Origin of the sequence: Providencia alcalifaciens (assembly GCF_020271745.1) — a bacterium.
GTDB lineage: Bacteria > Pseudomonadota > Gammaproteobacteria > Enterobacterales > Enterobacteriaceae > Providencia > Providencia alcalifaciens_B.
In genome coordinates, this window is the sequence record NZ_CP084296.1 from 1,652,170 (window position 1) to 1,670,538 (window position 18,369).

Annotated in this window: 17 protein-coding genes; 12 read left to right on the forward strand and 5 right to left on the reverse strand. The window is 44.0% G+C overall.

The features are described 5' to 3' along the window. The first annotated feature begins 1 nt into the window (after position 1). From dppC to LDO51_RS07635, 5 genes are all read left to right on the forward strand, one after another. Positions 2–904, forward strand: coding sequence for a dipeptide ABC transporter permease DppC (dppC, locus tag LDO51_RS07615; protein WP_225576967.1), 903 nt, complete (start codon positions 2–4; stop codon positions 902–904). A gap of 12 nt (positions 905–916) precedes the next feature. Further along, complete coding sequence (gene dppD, locus LDO51_RS07620; protein WP_225576968.1) at positions 917–1,897, forward strand: dipeptide ABC transporter ATP-binding protein; 981 nt, start codon at positions 917–919, stop codon at positions 1,895–1,897. Further along, the gene (gene dppF, locus LDO51_RS07625; RefSeq protein ID WP_225576969.1) at positions 1,894–2,904 is read left to right on the forward strand and encodes a dipeptide ABC transporter ATP-binding subunit DppF; all 1,011 of its coding nucleotides are present in this window, start codon (positions 1,894–1,896) and stop codon (positions 2,902–2,904) included. Before dppD ends, dppF begins: the two co-directional genes overlap by 4 nt. Before the next feature lie 195 nt (positions 2,905–3,099). Next, on the forward strand, positions 3,100–3,798 hold the full coding sequence (locus tag LDO51_RS07630; protein WP_225576970.1) for a HAMP domain-containing protein: 699 nt from the start codon (positions 3,100–3,102) through the stop codon (positions 3,796–3,798). Positions 3,799–4,153: 355 nt separating this feature from the next. Continuing rightward, positions 4,154–5,686 carry a M16 family metallopeptidase gene (locus LDO51_RS07635; RefSeq protein ID WP_225576971.1) on the forward strand — a complete coding sequence of 511 codons (1,533 nt, stop codon included), beginning with the start codon at positions 4,154–4,156 and terminating at the stop codon, positions 5,684–5,686. A gap of 235 nt (positions 5,687–5,921) precedes the next feature. On the opposite strand, the gene LDO51_RS07640 is transcribed toward LDO51_RS07635, so the two are convergent. Further along, positions 5,922–6,914 (reverse strand): serine hydrolase domain-containing protein, encoded by a 993-nt coding sequence (locus tag LDO51_RS07640; RefSeq protein WP_225576972.1) that lies wholly within the window; start codon positions 6,912–6,914, stop codon positions 5,922–5,924. 248 nt (positions 6,915–7,162) lie between these two features. Between LDO51_RS07640 and LDO51_RS07645 the strand changes: the two genes are divergently transcribed. After that, the gene (locus tag LDO51_RS07645; protein ID WP_225576973.1) at positions 7,163–8,221 is read left to right on the forward strand and encodes an NAD(P)H-dependent flavin oxidoreductase; all 1,059 of its coding nucleotides are present in this window, start codon (positions 7,163–7,165) and stop codon (positions 8,219–8,221) included. Between the two features lie 45 nt (positions 8,222–8,266). Here LDO51_RS07645 and yhjD read toward each other — a convergent pair whose 3' ends face one another. Together yhjD and LDO51_RS07655 are read right to left on the reverse strand one after the other, a co-directional pair. Continuing rightward, the gene (gene yhjD, locus LDO51_RS07650; protein ID WP_423810965.1) at positions 8,267–9,259 is read right to left on the reverse strand and encodes an inner membrane protein YhjD; all 993 of its coding nucleotides are present in this window, start codon (positions 9,257–9,259) and stop codon (positions 8,267–8,269) included. A gap of 175 nt (positions 9,260–9,434) precedes the next feature. Next, positions 9,435–9,836, reverse strand: coding sequence for a DUF1090 domain-containing protein (locus LDO51_RS07655; RefSeq protein ID WP_225576974.1), 402 nt, complete (start codon positions 9,834–9,836; stop codon positions 9,435–9,437). Between the two features lie 229 nt (positions 9,837–10,065). Here LDO51_RS07655 and LDO51_RS07660 point away from each other — a divergent pair, with 229 nt between their 5' ends. The 3 genes from LDO51_RS07660 to LDO51_RS07670 all read left to right on the forward strand — a co-directional run bounded on the left by LDO51_RS07660 (position 10,066) and on the right by LDO51_RS07670 (position 13,488). After that, positions 10,066–10,908 (forward strand): 23S rRNA (adenine(2030)-N(6))-methyltransferase RlmJ, encoded by an 843-nt coding sequence (locus LDO51_RS07660; protein WP_036948638.1) that lies wholly within the window; start codon positions 10,066–10,068, stop codon positions 10,906–10,908. A gap of 162 nt (positions 10,909–11,070) precedes the next feature. Further along, complete coding sequence (gene gorA, locus LDO51_RS07665) at positions 11,071–12,423, forward strand: glutathione-disulfide reductase (RefSeq protein ID WP_225576975.1); 1,353 nt, start codon at positions 11,071–11,073, stop codon at positions 12,421–12,423. Positions 12,424–12,561: 138 nt separating this feature from the next. After that, positions 12,562–13,488, forward strand: a complete 927-nt coding sequence (locus LDO51_RS07670) for a DUF4268 domain-containing protein (RefSeq protein ID WP_225576976.1) — start codon at positions 12,562–12,564, stop codon at positions 13,486–13,488. Positions 13,489–13,818: 330 nt separating this feature from the next. On the opposite strand, the gene LDO51_RS07675 is transcribed toward LDO51_RS07670, so the two are convergent. Continuing rightward, a complete protein-coding gene (locus tag LDO51_RS07675) occupies positions 13,819–14,421 on the reverse strand; it encodes a glutathione S-transferase family protein (RefSeq protein WP_225576977.1) in 603 nt (200 codons plus the stop codon). A 51-nt stretch (positions 14,422–14,472) separates the two neighbouring features. Then, positions 14,473–15,171, reverse strand: a complete 699-nt coding sequence (locus tag LDO51_RS07680) for a helix-turn-helix transcriptional regulator (protein ID WP_225576978.1) — start codon at positions 15,169–15,171, stop codon at positions 14,473–14,475. 223 nt (positions 15,172–15,394) lie between these two features. On the opposite strand from LDO51_RS07680, the gene LDO51_RS07685 reads away from it, so the two are divergent. The 3 genes from LDO51_RS07685 (at position 15,395) to LDO51_RS07695 (ending at position 18,367) form a co-directional block, all read left to right on the forward strand. After that, a complete protein-coding gene (locus LDO51_RS07685; RefSeq protein ID WP_225576979.1) occupies positions 15,395–16,612 on the forward strand; it encodes an ABC transporter substrate-binding protein in 1,218 nt (405 codons plus the stop codon). 76 nt (positions 16,613–16,688) lie between these two features. Beyond that, positions 16,689–17,558, forward strand: a complete 870-nt coding sequence (locus tag LDO51_RS07690; protein WP_225576980.1) for a carbohydrate ABC transporter permease — start codon at positions 16,689–16,691, stop codon at positions 17,556–17,558. After that, positions 17,555–18,367 (forward strand): carbohydrate ABC transporter permease, encoded by an 813-nt coding sequence (locus tag LDO51_RS07695; protein WP_225576981.1) that lies wholly within the window; start codon positions 17,555–17,557, stop codon positions 18,365–18,367. Before LDO51_RS07690 ends, LDO51_RS07695 begins: the two co-directional genes overlap by 4 nt. Positions 18,368–18,369: the final 2 nt, after the last annotated feature.

Here is an 18,369-nt window from a genome sequence, read left to right on the forward strand (position 1 = left end):
CATGTCTCAAACAACTGAGTCGAAAGCTGTCAGCGCCCCAAAGCCGATGACACCTCTACAAGAATTCTGGCATTACTTTAAGCGCAACAAAGGCGCTGTTGTTGGTATGTTCTACATCATTTTGATGGTGTTAATCGCGATCCTTGCGGGAGTATTAGCGCCTCATGCCCCTGATGAGCAATTCCGTCATGCGTTATTGACCCCACCAGTCTGGGAAGAGGGAGGGTCATGGGAATTTATTCTTGGTACGGATGATGTCGGGCGCGATTTATTATCTCGCCTAATGTATGGAGCAAGGCTCTCGTTATTAGTGGGCTGCCTCGTGGTGGTGTTATCCCTGATTATGGGGGTCACTATTGGGGTGATTGCGGGCTATTTTGGCGGTGTGGTGGATGCGCTGATTATGCGTGTCGTCGACATTATGTTGGCTCTGCCAAGCTTATTACTCGCATTAGTCTTGGTGGCAATTTTCGGCCCCTCTATTGTTAATGCCTCGATAGCGTTAACTTTTGTAGCATTACCGCACTATATTCGTTTGACGCGAGCCGCGGTGTTAGTGGAAGTGAATCGTGACTATGTGACTGCGTCGAGAGTGGCGGGTGCAGGGGCACTGCGTCAAATGTTCGTTAATATTTTACCTAACTGTCTGGCACCACTGATTGTTCAAGCATCTTTAGGCTTCTCGAATGCCATCTTAGATATGGCTGCTCTGGGTTTTCTGGGAATGGGGGCGCAGCCACCAACACCAGAATGGGGAACTATGTTGTCTGATGTGTTGCAGTTTGCACAAAGCGCATGGTGGGTCGTAACGTTCCCAGGATTAGCAATTTTATTAACGGTATTAGCGTTTAACCTGATGGGTGATGGTTTACGTGACGCCTTTGATCCAAAACTCAAGCAGTGATGAGGTAATCTAATGGCATTGTTAAATGTACAAGAACTCTCCGTTCACTTTGGTGACGAAGAGACCCCGTTTCGCGCCGTTGACCGCATCAGCTATCAAGTTGAGAAAGGGCAAGTGGTGGGGATCGTAGGTGAATCAGGTTCAGGTAAATCAGTGAGCTCACTGGCGATTATGGGGTTAATTGATTACCCCGGCAAAGTGATGGCGAAATCGTTGCAGTTTGATGGACGCGATTTGTTGTCGATTCCTGAAAAAGAGCGCCGTCAAATTGTCGGCGCAGATGTCGCAATGATTTTCCAAGACCCGATGACCAGTTTGAACCCATGCTTTACGGTTGGTTATCAGATCATGGAAGCGTTAAAAGTGCACCAAGGGGGCAATAGAAGCACCCGTAAACAGCGGGCAATTGACCTGTTAAACATGGTGGGAATTCCCGATCCGCAGTCGCGCCTTGACGTCTATCCTCACCAGTTATCTGGCGGGATGAGTCAGCGAATTATGATTGCGATGGCGATTGCTTGTCGTCCAAAGTTGTTGATTGCCGATGAACCAACCACGGCGCTTGATGTGACCATTCAAGCGCAAATCATCGAATTATTGTTGGAATTACAACAACAAGAAAATATGGCGCTAGTACTGATTACCCATGACTTAGCGTTAGTGTCGGAAGCCGCGCACCATATTATCGTGATGTATGCCGGGCAAGTGGTTGAGTCTGCAAAAGCGAAGGATATTTTTAAACATCCAAGACACCCATATACCCAAGCATTGCTGCGTGCACTGCCTGAATTTGCTAGCAACAAGTCGCGTTTAGCTTCTTTGCCGGGTGTTGTGCCCGGTAAATATGACCGCCCTGAAGGGTGCTTGCTCAACCCGCGTTGCCCATATGCAACGGACCGTTGTCGCCAAGAGGAGCCAGCGTTACAAACCATGGCTGACCGTCAGGTGAAATGTCACATGCCACTGGATGATATGGGGAGACCAACGCTATGAGTGAGCAACAAGCCAAAGGAATGCCGCTTCTAAAAGCGGTGGACTTGAAAAAATACTATGCCGTGAAAGGTGGGATTTTCTCGAAGGAGAAAACACTCAAAGCGCTTGATGGTGTCTCTTTTGAGCTAGAAAAGGGAAAAACATTGGCGGTGGTTGGGGAGTCAGGCTGTGGAAAATCCACACTTGGGCGCCTGTTAACGATGATTGAGCAGCCATCGGATGGTGAGCTGTACTATCGTGACCAAAACTTGCTGATTGCGGATAAAGCCGCAGAGAAGCTACGTCGTCAAAAAATCCAAATTGTCTTTCAAAACCCGTATGGTTCTCTGAACCCGCGTAAAAAAGTAGGACAAATTTTGGAAGAGCCCTTATTGATTAACACTTCGCTGTCGAAAGAGCAGCGTAAAGAAAAAGTGTTATCCATGATGGCAAAAGTGGGTTTGAAAACGGAGCATTATAGCCGTTACCCGCACATGTTTTCGGGTGGGCAACGTCAACGTATCGCGATCGCTCGAGGGTTGATGTTAGACCCTGATGTGGTCGTGGCGGATGAACCCGTATCGGCATTGGATGTATCCGTACGTGCTCAGGTATTGAACCTGATGATGGATTTACAGCAAGAGTTGGGGCTTTCCTATGTGTTCATCTCCCACGATTTATCGGTGGTTGAGCATATCGCGGATGAAGTGATGGTGATGTATTTGGGGCGTTGTGTGGAAAAGGGCACTAAAGAGCAGATTTTTAACAATCCTCAGCATCCCTACACTCAAGCGCTGCTTTCTGCGACGCCACGATTGAACCCAGACCAACGTCGTGAGCGCATCAAATTAACGGGAGAATTACCGAGCCCAATGAATCCGCCTCCGGGGTGTGCGTTTGCAGCACGTTGTCGTCGCGCTTTTGGTGCATGCACGCAATCTCAGCCAGCATTGAAAAACTACCGTGAGCAATTAATCGCTTGTTTTGCCGTTGATGAAGACGAAAAGCAGCTAATCGTCGCAAATTAATCACTTTAAACGGCAGAAAAGCAGACTTTCTGCCGTTTCTTTATGCTGCATCTACTCATTTTAGCGGTTAATTTGGAGCTTATCCTAAATCAGTGATCTTTCTTTTTTAAAGCTGCACCTTTATACGGAAAATCAAGTATACTGTTTGTCCGATTTTTTCTTTAAAAAGCAGCTTGATTAGGAAGGTAGTGGGAAATGAACACTCGTGTCCAACGTTCACTCACGTTTAAGAGCATGATCGTATTCTTTGTGATTACGTTGCTTTTTCTTGCACTTTTTTTGTCCATTCAATTTACTTACCTCTTAGAACAGCGCAAACAAGATTATTTAAATCAATTGAGTAATGCCGTAGTTCAAGTCCAAAAACCATTGACGGATTCGCTACTTAGCTCTGATTTAAATGAAGCCAAAAGGCTTCTTGTGAGCCTGAAAACCTCGGGGATTATGGGAAAAGCTATTGTTACGGTGGATAATGCGACAGTAATGAATTTAAGCTTTGCCACGCCGAAACCAATTCCAGAATGGTCTTTACCGCTTATTGGGATTCCGGTGGAGATGACTATTCCATTGTATGCTTATGGCACGATGGCACCACAAGCGAAACCTCAGGGTTATTTGACGTTACAAGTGGATTCTAACCGGGTTTACCGTTTTGCACTCAACACCTTTGCGTTGTTAACGACAACGTATTTGCTGCTAGCGCTGATTATCTCTATCGCGATGACCTGGTGTGTGAGTCGCATGATTGTACGTCCATTGCGTAAAATTGCGGCCGAATTGCAAGCAAATCAACCTATCAGTCATTTGGAGGTTTCTCAATATCATCAAGATGATGAGATAGGGTTATTGGCGAAAGGTTATAATCGTCAAATAAAACAACAAAATTCAGATTAAGCCATGAACATGTTATAAGGTTTGTGGTCTAATATCATTACACATACCTATCATATTGTTAGCAACAAGATTCGGGCCGGCTGACCCATTATCTGTCGTGCCCAAAATGCGAAAGATCAGCAGATAAATGGTGATGTTTAACATGCATTTTAGTGATCAACTTAGCGACTTAGCGTATTGAGCGCCGCCCAATTATCTCAATAACATGCAACGATGTTTTTTTCGGGTATAGTGATAATCAAATTTTTGATGAAGCCAAACTATATCGCTTAACCGAGTCAATTAGCGTTTTTCGTTAATTTTTTTGTTGCTGTTTACGGTTAAATACAAGGATATAAAGAACATAGGGGTCTACATGCAGGGTTTGAAAGTGCGATATATCATCGGCGTGGTACTTTTATCAGTCACTGGCTTTGCTAGTGCTGAACCTTTACAACCCGATCCAGCATGGCAGCAAGGAAAGCTCGAGAATGGCTTTAACTGGCAGTTATTACAAACACCACAGCGTCCAAATGACCGAATTCAACTTCGGTTAGCGATTAAAACAGGTTCGTTATCTGAAAAAGCCAGTGAAAAAGGGTACAGTTATCTGATCCCTCGAATGGCGTTATTCCATCAATCTGAAGCTTTTCCTGCTGCTACATTACAAAATTTTTGGCGTCAGGCAACTGACCCTGATATGCCGTTACCTCCAGCCGTCGTTTCTTACGACTACACAATTTATAGTTTAAGTCTGCCTAACAACCGTCCTGATTTAGTGAAACAAGCATTAAATTGGTTGGCAACTTCTGTGGCTGGGGCGGAGTATACTGAGAATTCATTACAAAGTGGGTTAACTGTTCCCAATATTCCAGTGGCTACCTTGCCTGTAAATGCCAACGACCCTGTTTGGCGTGCCCGCCTCAATGGGTCGGCGATGCTAGGTTATGACCCGGGCCAGAAGCCAAATGGTAAAGTCGATTTAGACAGTGTGAATTCGTTCTATCAAAAATGGTATACACCCGATGTCATGACGTTATACGTCGCGGGGCATGTGGATTCTCGCATGTTATCTGACAGTATCACTCAAGCGTTTTCATCATTAGAAGGTAAGCGTTCTGAGCCTGTTTCAGTTGCTGTTTTATCGTCAGTTAAGCCTCAGGCAATTGATATTCTTCAGGATAAATCAACGCAAGATACACTCTCTCTAATTTGGGATATCGATTGGTTACCAATTAAAGACTCCAACGTATTGTTGCGTTATTGGGGCAGTGACCTCGCTCGCGAAGCCATTTACCGCTCATTGCAGAAAACCTTTAAACAAAAGTTTTCTGAAGATGGTGTAACCCCAGGCTTAGATTGTCGTGTTCAGTATCAAAAAGCGAGCTGTACGTTAGCCATTTCTGCACCACCAGAAAAAATGGCAGCAGTGGCAGATGTGGCGTTGAATGAACTGGCGGCAATCAAACAAAATGGTATTGACCCAGAGCTGTTCAATGACATGATGAAAGAGAAGCAGGTTCAATTATCACAACTGTTTGCGGCATATGCTCGTACCAGTACCGATGTGTTAATTAGCCAACGTTTGATTTCACAACAAAATGGGGTCGTGGATATCGCGCCTGAGCAGTATCAATTACTCAGACAAGCGTTTTTAGGGACTCAAAATCTTGAACAAGTGAACATGGAAGCGCGTCGTTTATTGTCTCAAGAAGCGGCGATTGTCTTAGCGCAGCCGAAAGAAAAACAGACCATGGACGCGGAGCAAATTCGTCAGAAATTCACGCAAGTATTATGGCCTAAATTACCCGCGGTTGTGGAGGCAGCACCAGAATCTCCAGCAGTAGCGAATCCTCGAGAAGGCGAACCTGCACCCGCGTTACCGATTCCAGCACCATTGACTCGCTAGTGGTCAGCTGAATAAAAATAGCCCTCACTAGTGAGGGCTAAGATTGCAGACAAAGAGGGATAAAAGCGTGATTTTTCCCTCTTTGTGTTATCAGACGAAAATCAATCAATTGATTTTCCTCGTTAATTTTACAACCCAAATTTTACAATCCAAAAGAGCCATTCTCAAACCTAGAGGGGTTGAAAATGGTCGAAACCCTCAATAATGAGGGTTATTTTTTTGCATTGATGGCTCTTTATTTAGACGTTAACAACGCTTCAATCGCGTTAATCAACACATTTCGTGAATCTCGGTTATCCACAAAGCCCGCAGCACTGGTTTGAGTTGCCGGTGAATAGTACGCAACGGAACCCCAAAAGCCCTGATGAGAATAGAGTGTCATGCCATTGACCTCACTGACCATGATCCCTTGTCGATAGCCTTGTGCACCGTCATGGGAACCTGCACTTAACATGGTATCTAAGGTTTCTAATTTGGTAAAAATCTTACCGCTAAATAGCGCTTCAAAGAACTGCGCCATTTGTTTCGAGGACATCACTAAGCCACCACCGCCATACACATCCATTGAAGGATCCATGTCGGAGCAATCGAGTTTTCCGAGGTACTGTTTTGCACGAGGTTCCGTTGTAGCAGGGAGTTCAAATGTTTCCCAGTAGGCGGTCTGCAAGCCAATTTCATTAAACTTCAAGAGTTCTCGGACGGCTTCTCCCAGCGCTTGTCCCGTCATTCGCTCAATAATATTTCCAAGCAGAATATAGCCTGTATCAGAATAGATAAAAGCTTCGGAGGGGCGGAAAAAGGGGTGATCTTGCTGAACATATAGCTCAATTTGCTCTGAACGTGTCCATTGATAATCAGGGCGTTTTAAGACGTCTTTGAGGTATTCCTCGTTGGCATGATCTAATAGCCCGCTACTGTGGTTGAGTAGGTGGCGGATCGTCATCGCATCGGTGTCGTATTTTGGTGAGAGTAATTGATTGTATTTTGGTGAAATATAATGAGAAATACTGTCATCCACAAACAGCTTTCCCATTTCAGCCAAGCGTAAAATCGCCGCGGCAGTAAAGGGTTTGGTGTTACTCGCAATGCGCAAAGGCGTATCGACCGTTAATGGTTTTCCCGTAAGATCGCTACCGCGCGCACAGAATGTTCCAACGCAGTTTTGTGGCTGATTATGGTAATAAACGACGACACCACAAGATAGATTTTCCAATTGAGAAATTAGCATTATCGGCTTCCTTAGGCGGGCGAGGACTCACTGTATCTTAGGCAGTTTGTTGCTATAACATACACGCTTAAAATGCATTTAGTTGGCTAATTTTATGATAGTAATGAGAAATGCGGTCGTTATCACATTCCGAAAAACAGTTAGGTTCATTGAGTCAGTATTGGGATAGAATATTAAAGATACATATTATATGCAATTTATTAACATGCCATTCACCTATAGCATAAGCATAAAAAGGTAAGAAAAGTATGAGCCATTCCAATGTATTACTGCATCGCCTCAACCTACGTTATCCTATTATTCAAGCACCTATGGCGGCAGTTTCAACACCTGCGTTGGTAGCTGCCGTTTGTGAGGCGGGTGGATTGGGCTCCTTAGCACTGGGTGCTAGCTCGGTAGATCAAGCAAGGTCAATGATTGCCGCCACTCAAGCACTGACGGACAAACCGTTTAATGTGAATGTGTTTTGCCATACGACACCACAACGTAATAGCCAGAATGAACAGGCTTGGTTGGCACATTTGCAGCCTAAATTTCAGCAATTTAACTGTCAAACTCCAGATCAATTGAATGAAATTTATCTCTCATTTTTAGATAACCCAGCCATGTTGCAACTGTTCTTAGAAATGAAACCCGCAGTCGTGAGTTTTCACTTCAATGTGCCGTCTCGTGAAGTTATCAATGCCTTGAAAGGAAAAGGTATTTTCACAATGGCGACAGCAACAAACTTACATGAAGCCAAATTAATTGAACAAGTAGGCATTGATGCGATTGTGGCACAAGGTATAGAAGCTGGTGGGCATCGGGGTATGTTTGATGTGCAATCCCAAGATGAAGAACTGACAACAAATCAGCTGGTTGTACTGCTCTCTAAACACACCCAATTACCGATTATTGCAGCAGGGGGGATTATGGATGGTGCGGATATCAAGCAACTTCTTGCTCATGGAGCTTCTGCCGCACAATTAGGTACCGCCTTTTTATTATGTCCAGAATCTGCGGCAAATGAAGGATATCGTCGTAAACTGAAAAGCCAAACGACGGATAATACTTATTTAACAGCTGTTATCTCAGGGCGACCTGCTCGAGGTATTTTCAATCAGTTTATGCAAACAGGGCAGCAGTATGATGTCAGTAAATTACCAGACTATCCCATCGCTTATGATATTGGTAAGCAACTGAATGCTGCGGCAACGCACTCCGGCAGTGATGAGTTTGCAGCCTATTGGGCGGGACAAAATGTGGCAAAAGTCCGTGAAATGAGCGCAAAAGATTTGATGGCGACATTAGTGAAAGAGATGGAATAAATGGGTGAAGGGAATGATGAATCGGTCATTCCCCTATGATTGAGATTAAGACGTGAGGGCGTCTTGTGCGCCAACTTTAGGCTCATCCGTGGCAATCCACGCGGCGCAAAAGAGTGTCAGTCGGGCAAAGAAATAGAAAAATGCCATTAATCCCAGTACCGAACCGAAAGCTGCGCCCGATGGCGAAGAGGCTAAGGTTGGTAAAATCCATGTCATGATAGATTTGATGATTTCAAACCCAATAGCGGCGAGCAAGGTGCCTTTCAGCAGTGAGCGACGACGGTGCTGCATGCGCGGTAAAATCCAGAAAATCCACAAAAATAATAAGAAGTTGGCGGTAATGGAAATGGCTAAACCAATCAGTGTCCAAGCGGGCTTAAGCCACTCGATGCTGTCTAGGCCAAGTGTACTGACAATGGTTGCTTGCGCAGAGCCTGCCACAGAGGTCAGTGTAATGGTGATAACTAACGCAATTAGCAAGCCAATTAGTGCGAAAAAGTCCCGAACATAGCGAAAAATGATATTTTCTTGTTCTGCTTCATTCCGTTCCCAAATGGTGCGAGATTGCGCCAAAATGGCTAAGCGCAAGTTATTCACCCAGTTAACCCCAGAATAAACGGCTAATGCTAAACCTGTTAGCCCCACAGTGGTACGCTGGCGGATAGCCGTATCAATGGTTTGCTCAAGGGTATTAGCCAGTGTGGGGTCAGTAATATTGGCAGAAATGCCACGAATGAGCTTCTCGAGTAATTCAGGATTGCTGGCTAGCACAAAACCCGCCGCAGCGAAGCTAAACATCAGTACGGGGATCAGGGATAAAAATGAGAAATAGGTAATTGCGGCGCCAAACTGGTTGCCCATTCTATCGGTAAAACGTTGAGCTGTGCGGATTAAATGCGCAATAAATGGAATTGCACAAACAAAATCGACCACTCTCATTGAGAACGTTAGGGCTTTCTTACTGCCATCTAGGCTTTTGTTTAGAGTGGATTTTAATTTGTTGGACTCTTTTTGTTGCTCATTTTGCATGTTTGACATGCGTTCCCCTTTTCACTACTTAATAAAAATATTCTTATAATTCACCATTCTATATTCTTTTATACTATAGCCTAAGTTTGTTGATAATTTCACCCCATGCCTTTATTTATCCAAAATTAGGCATCGGGTGAGATAAAGAATAAAAATTAACTATTTGATTAAAATTAAATTTTTATTAAAGGGTGTCTTTGTAGATCTCTGAGAGGTCTTGAGCTTCTTGAAGCTCAGCCTTTGCTTCGGCAACTTTACGCTTATGTTTAGCGATTTTTTCAGGGTCACCTTTTTGTATGGATTCTTGCAATTCAGCTTCGCGTTCAGCAACTTTTTTCTGCTTTTCGGCGATTTTTTGCTGGCTATCGCGATACAGGGAATCAGAGGTACAGTAGCGGTTAACATTTTCGAGAGCACGCTCTAAGCCATTTACGCGGTAGGTATTGCCGTGTGCTTTGGCATATTTGAGCTGAGTTTCAATTTTTTGCTTTTTAATTTCACACCCTTGAGATGAATTTCCCGCCATTGCAGAATTATTCACTAAAAATAAAGCCAAAATGGAAGATGTTATAAATACTCGTTTCATTGGTTTCCCCTGTTATGGTTTTTAATTTTGCTTAGGATAACTTTTTGGTAAGGAAAGGTCATGTGCAATTTTGTCATGTTTTGTCACTATGACAATCCCATCAAATTTTAGCTATAATGGCGCGAAAGAAATTATTCGGTCTATTTTTCATTCAACAGACCTTCTGTAAAGATTCTATTAACAGCGTTCACAAATGTGACTGCTGAATTCCTCAGGAAATAAACGCGACATGTTAAGTTATCGTCATAGCTTTCACGCAGGCAACCATGCGGATGTTCTCAAACATACGGTGCAAAGTCTGATCATTGAATCTCTTAAAGAAAAAGAGAAACCATTTCTGTATCTGGATACCCATTCCGGCGCGGGTCGTTATCAATTAACCAGCGAACATTCAGAAAAAACAGGGGAGTATCTCGAAGGGATTGCACGAGTTTGGGAGCAACCGGACTTACCTGAGGAACTACTGCCCTATATGCAAGTTGTACGCCGTTTAAATGAAAACGGTCGCTTACGTTATTACCCTGGCTCGCCACTATTAGCGAAACATTTACTGCGTGAGCACGATAAACTGATTTTAACTGAGTTACACCCAAGTGATTATCCATTATTGCGTACTGAATTTTCTCGCGATGAGCGTGCACAAGTGGCCCGCGAAGATGGTTATCAACAATTAAAATCGAAATTACCTCCGCAAAGCCGCCGTGGTTTTATGCTGATGGATCCACCTTATGAGATGAAATCAGACTACGAAGCGGTCGTAAAAGGCGTCGTCGAAGGTTATAAGCGTTTCGCAACAGGTACTTATGCGATTTGGTACCCAGTGGTTCTGCGCCAGCAAATCAAACGTATGGTGAACCAGCTAGAAGCAACGGGTATCCGTAAAATTCTACAAATTGAATTAGCTGTGCGTCCAGACAGCGACCAACGCGGCATGACTGCATCCGGCATGATTGTCATTAACCCGCCTTGGAAACTTGAGCAGCAGATGAAAAATGTCCTGCCATGGTTACATAAAACACTGGTACCAGAAGGCACTGGGCATACATTAGTTGAGTGGATTGTACCTGAATAAATTGTACCTGAGTAAATTGTACCTGAGTTATTTATACCGGAATAACAATAGACTCTGGCTATTGCAGTAACAGGCAATAGCTATCTTAAATGTTTATGTTTACATAGCATAATAAGAGAATATTAACGTATTCGTAATTCAACAAATGGGAATCACCAAGTTATGAGCAAACATTACGACTATATTGCAATTGGCGGCGGTAGCGGCGGTATTGCGTCAATGAACCGTGCGGCGATGTACGGACAAAAGTGTGCCCTGATTGAAGGTAAAGAGTTAGGCGGCACTTGTGTTAACGTCGGTTGTGTACCAAAAAAAGTGATGTGGCATGCAGCGCAAATTTCTGAATCAATTCGCGCTTATGGTCCAGACTATGGTTTCGATACCACTATCAATGATTTCAACTGGAAGAAATTAATTGAGAGCCGTACTGCTTATATCGACCGTATCCACCAATCGTACGATCGCGTGCTTGGCAATAACAAAGTCGATGTGATCAAAGGTTTTGCTCGTTTTGTTGATGCACATACCGTTGAAGTGAATGGCGAGATTTACACCGCGGATCATATTTTGATCGCAACGGGTGGTCGTCCGGTGATCCCTGAGATCCCAGGTGCAGAATATGGCATGACTTCTGACGGTTTCTTTGAGCTGGAAGCATTGCCTAAACGTGTTGCTGTCGTCGGCGCGGGTTATATCGCTGTTGAACTGGCGGGCGTTTTAAATGGCTTAGGTAGCGAAGCGCATCTGTTTGTGCGTAAACATGCTCCACTGCGTGCATTTGACCCGCTTATCGTTGAAACGTTAGTGGAAGTGATGAACGCAGAAGGCCCAACGCTGCACACGGAATCCATTCCGAAAGAAGTGGTCAAAAATGCAGACGGCTCACTGACACTGAAATTAGAAAATGGTCACGAGCAAACTGTTGATGCGCTGATTTGGGCAATCGGTCGTGAGCCAATGACGGATAACCTGAATATTGAAGCGGCAGGCGTTGAGTTAAACGCGAAAGGCTATATTAAAGTCGATAAATATCAGAATACTAATGTGGCAGGTGTTTACGCGGTGGGCGATAACACTGGTGCGGTAGAGTTAACACCAGTAGCGGTTGCTGCGGGTCGCCGTCTGTCTGAGCGTTTATTTAACAACAAACCTGATGAGCATTTAGATTACACTAACGTACCAACGGTTGTATTCAGCCATCCGCCAATTGGTACAGTGGGTTTAACTGAGCCAGAAGCGATTGAAAAATATGGCGCAGATGCAGTGAAATGCTATAAATCTTCATTTACCGCGATGTATACCGCAGTGACTTCTCATCGCCAACCATGCCGCATGAAGCTGGTATGTGTGGGTAAAGAAGAGAAAATTGTCGGCATCCACGGTATCGGTTTTGGTATGGATGAAATGCTGCAAGGCTTCGCGGTCGCTCTCAAAATGGGCGCAACCAAGAAAGATTTCGACAACACTGTCGCAATCCACCCGACTGCTGCCGAAGAGTTTGTGACAATGCGTTAGTATAGAAAATCTACCTACGCACGTTTCCACTGTTGAAAAACTAAAAGGCCAGAGCATCGTTCTCTGGCCTTTATTTATTGACTCATCGATACACTGTCTTTTCTAAAATGTTTGTGTCAGCCAGTGATAGGTAATCATATGTTTGGTGAATTGAAAAAAGTCCCATTACGAGATATTTGGGCACATGAAGCTCAGGATTTTACACCGTGGTTAGCAGAAAATATTCATGAATTGGGTAAGGTCGTAGGTTTGGAGCTTGAGTTAGTTGAAGAAGAAGCAAGTGTTGGGAGTTTTTCTCTCGATATTTTAGCCAAGGATCTTGGTTCAGCTGAAAACGTTATTATTGAAAACCAGTTCTCTCAAACGGATCATGACCACTTAGGTAAACTACTGACATATGCGGCTGGCTTTGATGCTTCGTTTGTTATTTGGGTCGCTGAGACAATCCGTGAAGAACACCGTCAAGCTTTAGATTGGCTAAACCATAGAACAGATAGTAAAACCCAGTTTTTTGCCGTTGTTGTTGAGGTTATTCAAATAGATGACTCGAAGCCTGCGTTTAATCTGAAGCCAGTTGTTTTTCCTAATGAGTGGCAAAAGAGTAAGCTTGTTGAAAAAACAAGTGAAAAATCAGAAAAGTACCGTAATTACTTTCAGAGATTAATTGATGAATTAAGAATTGAGCATAAGTTTACGTCTGCAAAAGCTGGTCTGCCTCAAAATTGGTACGCTTTTGCTTCGGGTATATCAGGTATTAATTACAATGCTAATTTTTGCCTAGGTAATAAAGTCCGCACAGAGCTCTATATTGACTTTGGCGGTGCTGAGCAAAATGAATCTTGTTTGAAACATTTACAAGAAAGCAAAGATGAAATTGAAAATGAATTTGGTCATGAGCTTTCATGGGAGGTACTGAACGGTAAAAGAGCAACCAGAATCGCAATTTATCGTATAGGCTCGATTTCGGAAGAAAGCGAACTCTCAGACATTAAATCATGGCACATCAATAATCTAATCAAGTTTAAAAGTTTATTTGAGAAGAGACTTCGTAAGTATTTGCGTTAAACAGATAGCAAATACATCAAGACCAGCATTTGGTTGAATAATTAGGTCTATCCAGAATTTGATTGTAATTATTTTACTTGCAATGTTTTTCGGTAGTGTAAGCGCTCTAATAAATAGATTAAGAGGTAATTAGTTAGCTATTTTCTGTGTTTTTTATTCTATTTAATAATCTATTTTTTATACCTTTTGTGGGCTGTAGAGTAGGATGTAAAAAAGAAAAATCATTTCACTCTCTTTCTATTGTGGATTAGGAAGAGAGTGATCGTTAATGCTTACACTATATTGGCGTTTATATTCTTGATGATTTTTAAAGTCAGGGAATAATATTTATTATTTATTCTCTAAAATCTCGGAAATTGCAGGAATAGTAGACAAATTTTTCATGTAAATTTTCATCGCAGGTGTGGCTTCCATGATTTGGTATTTGACTAAAAACATGACGAATGCCCCAACATATACATCCACCGCGGTGAATTGCTTGCCACAAATAAAAGGTTTTGCATTGTTTAAAGCGAACTCTAAGCACGCCATAGTGCGTTCAACAGAGCCAAACCCAGAGGATTTTTGTTGTTCTTCATTAAGCTCAATGCCCAAATCCTTAATGGTAAATGCAGATTCAATCGGACCTGCCGTGAATAAAAACCAGCGGTAATAAGCACCACGCTCAGGGCTATTAAGTGCAGGAGCAAAACCCTTTTCAATAAATTTATCGGCTAAATAAAGACAAATCGCCGCACACTCAGTAACAATCACATCGCCATCGACTAAGGCGGGTACTTTTGCCATCGGATTAATGGCAAGGTATTCCTTGGTGTGCATCTCTGCACCATAAGCTAATTCAATGCGCTTATAGGGAACGTCCATCATTTTTAATAGTAAATCAACGGTATTGCCGCGGGACATTGCATTGGTAAATAGAACTAGCTCGCTCATAGTGGTTTTTCCTTAAATGAAGTAGAGCACTGACTATAAGCGAAGGCGGTGTCAGAAATTGTCAGGAGTGACACACAAGACTTCTTGCTGCCAGCGGGTGAGTAAATAGTCTTTCGGGTAGGGCAGCGATTCCCCCAAGACGGTGTAAGATTGGATTCTATCTAAGCGGAAATGACGATAGCTTTGGCGCAACTCGCACCACGCCGCTAACACTTGGGTATCTTTCATATAGCCCACCGCAATCGGCCAAATAATCCGTTCACTGGATTGCCCTTTAATATCCACATACGCTATTTGGGCTTTGCGCTCTTCCCGTAAACTCAGGCGTAAATTTTTAGCCACATGCTCGTCAACTTCATTAAGTTGGGTCGTCGGGGCAAATAGCGTATTACTGTTTAGGATTATCTGCGCCTCTTTACCCACCACGGCATTGATTTTATTGAGCGTGCGTAACGCTGAATTTTTGAGTTCTTCATCGGCATTACTTTGTACCCAGCGTAAACCCAATATCAGCGCTTCCAGTTCGTTTTCATCGAACATCAATGGCGGCAGTAATAATCCGCTTTTTAACTGATAACCAATGCCCGCTTCCCCGGTGATTTCAGCCCCCTGATCTCGCAGTGATTCAATATCCCGATAAATGGAGCGAACACTCACCTCTAACTGACAGGCGAGGGCGTCTGCGGTGACCGGATAGCGATTCTCTTTCAGGATCTGGATCAGTGTGAGCAAGCGTTGGGTGCGAGTCATTCGGCTCTCAGTTAGGATGTTATGCAAAGAATTGCTAATCATACTAAAGAAAGCCGCTATTGAATGCCAATCGTCTTTCCTGCACAGAATAAAACCTTCACTTCACCTTCATCTGACTGTCATCTTCCCGCCGTAGCCTGCCATGGCAATTTGAACGCGTGTGCAAAACGACTCAATCGAAAACTATTCAACCAAAAAAGAAGATACTCACTAGGAGAAGCAAATGATTAAGCGCACATTATTGGCATCTGCTCTGATAGCCTCAACACTTGGCGCTAGCGCCTCAGAATTAATTATTGCCGGACGAGACAGCAGCTACGGTGATGCGATGCAGTTTGTGGTCGACGAATATAAAAAAAATAATCCCAAGGCAGACATCACGTTAGTTAAGCGCCCGAGTAAAGGGCTGTATGAAAGCGTCGTGCTCTCCATGCGCGAAAAAACCGGTAACTATGATGTGATTTTAATGGATGACACCTGGGCACCTGAATTCCTAGCCAACAAGTGGTTATCCCCACTTCCTGATTCACTCGAAGATAAAGACTTTATTCAGTCCACTGTAGATATCGGTCGCCAAGATGGCAAAGGTGCGAGCTATGCATTGCCAATGGTGGGTAACGTGGCGATGTTTGCGTGGAATAAAGACCTGTTCGATCAGTACAAACTTCAACAACCAAAAACATGGACGGATGTGTTGAACCTAGCGAACACCATTAGCCGAGATGGCAAAGCCAATGGCGTGGTGTATCGCGGAGTAAAAGGCAACCCGATCGTGACGGGGTTTTTGCCTATTCTGTGGGGATATGGTGGCGATGTTGTCGATAGCAGCGGAAAACCGACCTTGAATACCCCGCAAGCTAAACAAGCATTAGAAACCTTCTTAGCCATGAAGCAATATGCGCCAAAAGGAGTGGATGTATTTAATGCGGATGAAGTTCGCGATGCATTACAAAAAGGCACCGCAGCGATGGCAATCGAAGTATGGCCAGCTTGGGTGCCGGATCTTGATAACGCCAAAGTCTCGAATGTGGTCGGTAAAATGGAAATGATGGCACCACCAGCAGAAACCGGACAGCCAGCACCGATGCTGGGTATCTGGCAGCTTGCCATTCCGGCGGATGCGAAAAACAAAGTGGAAGCGGAGCAATTCCTTGCATTTGCTAGCAGTGCTGAAATGCAAAAAGCATTAGCACTAAACTTCGGTATACCGCCAACGCGCCATAGCGTGTATGCAGACCCGCAAGTTGTCAGCCAATACCGTTGGTATCCGCAACAAGCCGCAGCGTTAGAAGCGGGTAAAGCGCGCCCACGTATTCAAAACTGGGCCGAAGTGGAAAGTATTTTAGGCGACTTTTTACAAATGGCGATGATGGGGCAAATGACCGCGGATCAAGCCTTGGGACAAGCACAAAAACGTATTGAACGTAGTACCAAAAAATAGCACCCAAAAAATAGCACCCCAAAAATAGTGATGTTTTCATGGCGCTAGAAACTAGCGCCTTTATGGAATGCTGAGTATGTTATTTGAAAACCGTAAACAGTTGTTTTGGTTACTCCTCCCAGCGTTGATTCTGCTGGGATTATTGACGTTGTATCCTATTCTTTCCGTGCTGTATCACGCGTTTGGGCAAGTGGATTATATCGATGACAGCTACCATTTTATTGGTTGGTCGAATTTCTCTGAATTGTTCGATGACTTTTTCTTTCTGGCTGCGATTAAAAATACCTTCGTGTTTACCCTCGTGGCCTCCATCGCCCAAGTTCTCTTAGGGCTGTGGCTAGCTCTGCTGTTTAATCGTCAATTTACTGGGCGTAAATTTGCGTTACCCATCATTATCTACCCAATGATGCTTTCTACGCTGGTGTGTTCCTCGATTTGGCGCTCTTGGTATAACTACGATTTTGGATTCTTAAATAGCCTGTTGGTGGCTATCGGTTTACCTGCTCAAGAGTGGTTATTCAATCCTGACTTAGCTTTGTACGCCATTGCCTTGGTGGATACATGGCAATGGACGCCAATGGCATTTCTGATCATTCTGGCGGGCTTGCAGTCCATTCCTAAAGATATTGGTGAAGCGGCGATGGTGGATGGCGCAAAAGGCTGGAAATCCTTTGTCTACATCACGCTTCCACTGATTAAGAAGCAACTGATGTTGGCATTTTTATTGCGCTCTATCGATACCTTTAAGTTATTCGACAAAGTGTATGTGATGACGGGAGGCGGCCCAGGAAATTCAACCGAGACATTATCCATGTTTGTCTATAAATACGGTTTCCGCTTCTTTGATTTAGGCATGGCGAGTGCGGCGGCGTTAGTGATGTTGGTGATTTCCTTGCTGATGACATTGATTTATGCCCGCAACGTAATGAAAGGACGCCTATCATGAAAGCCAAAATACACACATTGTTGGTTTGGTTGGCGGTGTTGATCATGACGCTGCCAATTATTTGGATGTTCGGCACGGCGTTTAAATCCCCGTCAGAGATTATGCAATCGGGGGCGCAATTACTGCCAAGCCAATTGAGCTTATCCGCGTTTGAAAAGCTATTTGAAGGGGATTTGCTGCGCTTAGTGGGCAATACGGTTTTAGTCTCGGTGGGGGCAACAGCGGTTTCAGTGGTGCTCGCGTTCTTTTGTGCTTACGCCTTAGTGCGTTATCGCTTCCCCGCTAAGCTCGATAACGTGTTTTTGCTCGGTGTATTGATTATCAAAATGATGCCGCCAATTGTGATTGCCATTCCGCTCTATTCCTTGATGAACCACGTCGGGTTACTGAATACCCGCATTGGGCTGATTTTGTCTTATCAGGTGTATACCTTGCCGTTTTGTATCTGGATGCTGCTCGGTTTTATTCGCGATATTCCATTAGAAATTGAAGAGGCAGGGGCGATGGATGGAGCGAATTTATTGCGTCGTTTGGCCTATATCGTCTTTCCTCTGTGTGCGCCGGGGTTAGTCGCGACGGCGATTTTTTCCATGATCCTCGGCTGGAATGAGTTTTTATTCTCGCTGTTATTTATTCATACGCCAGACAAATTCACCATCCCATTATTTATCTCCAACTTTATGACTGAAGACGGTACCGCGTGGGGGGAAATGATGGCGATAGGGATTGTTTCTTCACTGCCGATGCTGGCACTGGCGGGCTATATGCAGCGCTACTTATTACGTGGTTTCTCGATGGGATTGAAATAATA

Bases quoted from the DNA above. Each gene is read 5' to 3' on its own strand.
- dppC (WP_225576967.1), top strand. From the start codon at position 2: ATGTCTCAAACAACTGAGTCGAAAGCTGTCAGCGCCCCAAAGCCGATG.
- dppD (WP_225576968.1), top strand. From the start codon at position 917: ATGGCATTGTTAAATGTACAAGAACTCTCCGTTCACTTTGGTGACGAA.
- dppF (WP_225576969.1), top strand. From the start codon at position 1,894: ATGAGTGAGCAACAAGCCAAAGGAATGCCGCTTCTAAAAGCGGTGGAC.
- LDO51_RS07630 (WP_225576970.1), top strand. From the start codon at position 3,100: ATGAACACTCGTGTCCAACGTTCACTCACGTTTAAGAGCATGATCGTA.
- LDO51_RS07635 (WP_225576971.1), top strand. From the start codon at position 4,154: ATGCAGGGTTTGAAAGTGCGATATATCATCGGCGTGGTACTTTTATCA.
- LDO51_RS07640 (WP_225576972.1), bottom strand. From the start codon at position 6,914: ATGCTAATTTCTCAATTGGAAAATCTATCTTGTGGTGTCGTCGTTTAT.
- LDO51_RS07645 (WP_225576973.1), top strand. From the start codon at position 7,163: ATGAGCCATTCCAATGTATTACTGCATCGCCTCAACCTACGTTATCCT.
- yhjD (WP_423810965.1), bottom strand. From the start codon at position 9,259: ATGTCAAACATGCAAAATGAGCAACAAAAAGAGTCCAACAAATTAAAA.
- LDO51_RS07655 (WP_225576974.1), bottom strand. From the start codon at position 9,836: ATGAAACGAGTATTTATAACATCTTCCATTTTGGCTTTATTTTTAGTG.
- LDO51_RS07660 (WP_036948638.1), top strand. From the start codon at position 10,066: ATGTTAAGTTATCGTCATAGCTTTCACGCAGGCAACCATGCGGATGTT.
- gorA (WP_225576975.1), top strand. From the start codon at position 11,071: ATGAGCAAACATTACGACTATATTGCAATTGGCGGCGGTAGCGGCGGT.
- LDO51_RS07670 (WP_225576976.1), top strand. From the start codon at position 12,562: ATGTTTGGTGAATTGAAAAAAGTCCCATTACGAGATATTTGGGCACAT.
- LDO51_RS07675 (WP_225576977.1), bottom strand. From the start codon at position 14,421: ATGAGCGAGCTAGTTCTATTTACCAATGCAATGTCCCGCGGCAATACC.
- LDO51_RS07680 (WP_225576978.1), bottom strand. From the start codon at position 15,171: ATGACTCGCACCCAACGCTTGCTCACACTGATCCAGATCCTGAAAGAG.
- LDO51_RS07685 (WP_225576979.1), top strand. From the start codon at position 15,395: ATGATTAAGCGCACATTATTGGCATCTGCTCTGATAGCCTCAACACTT.
- LDO51_RS07690 (WP_225576980.1), top strand. From the start codon at position 16,689: ATGTTATTTGAAAACCGTAAACAGTTGTTTTGGTTACTCCTCCCAGCG.
- LDO51_RS07695 (WP_225576981.1), top strand. From the start codon at position 17,555: ATGAAAGCCAAAATACACACATTGTTGGTTTGGTTGGCGGTGTTGATC.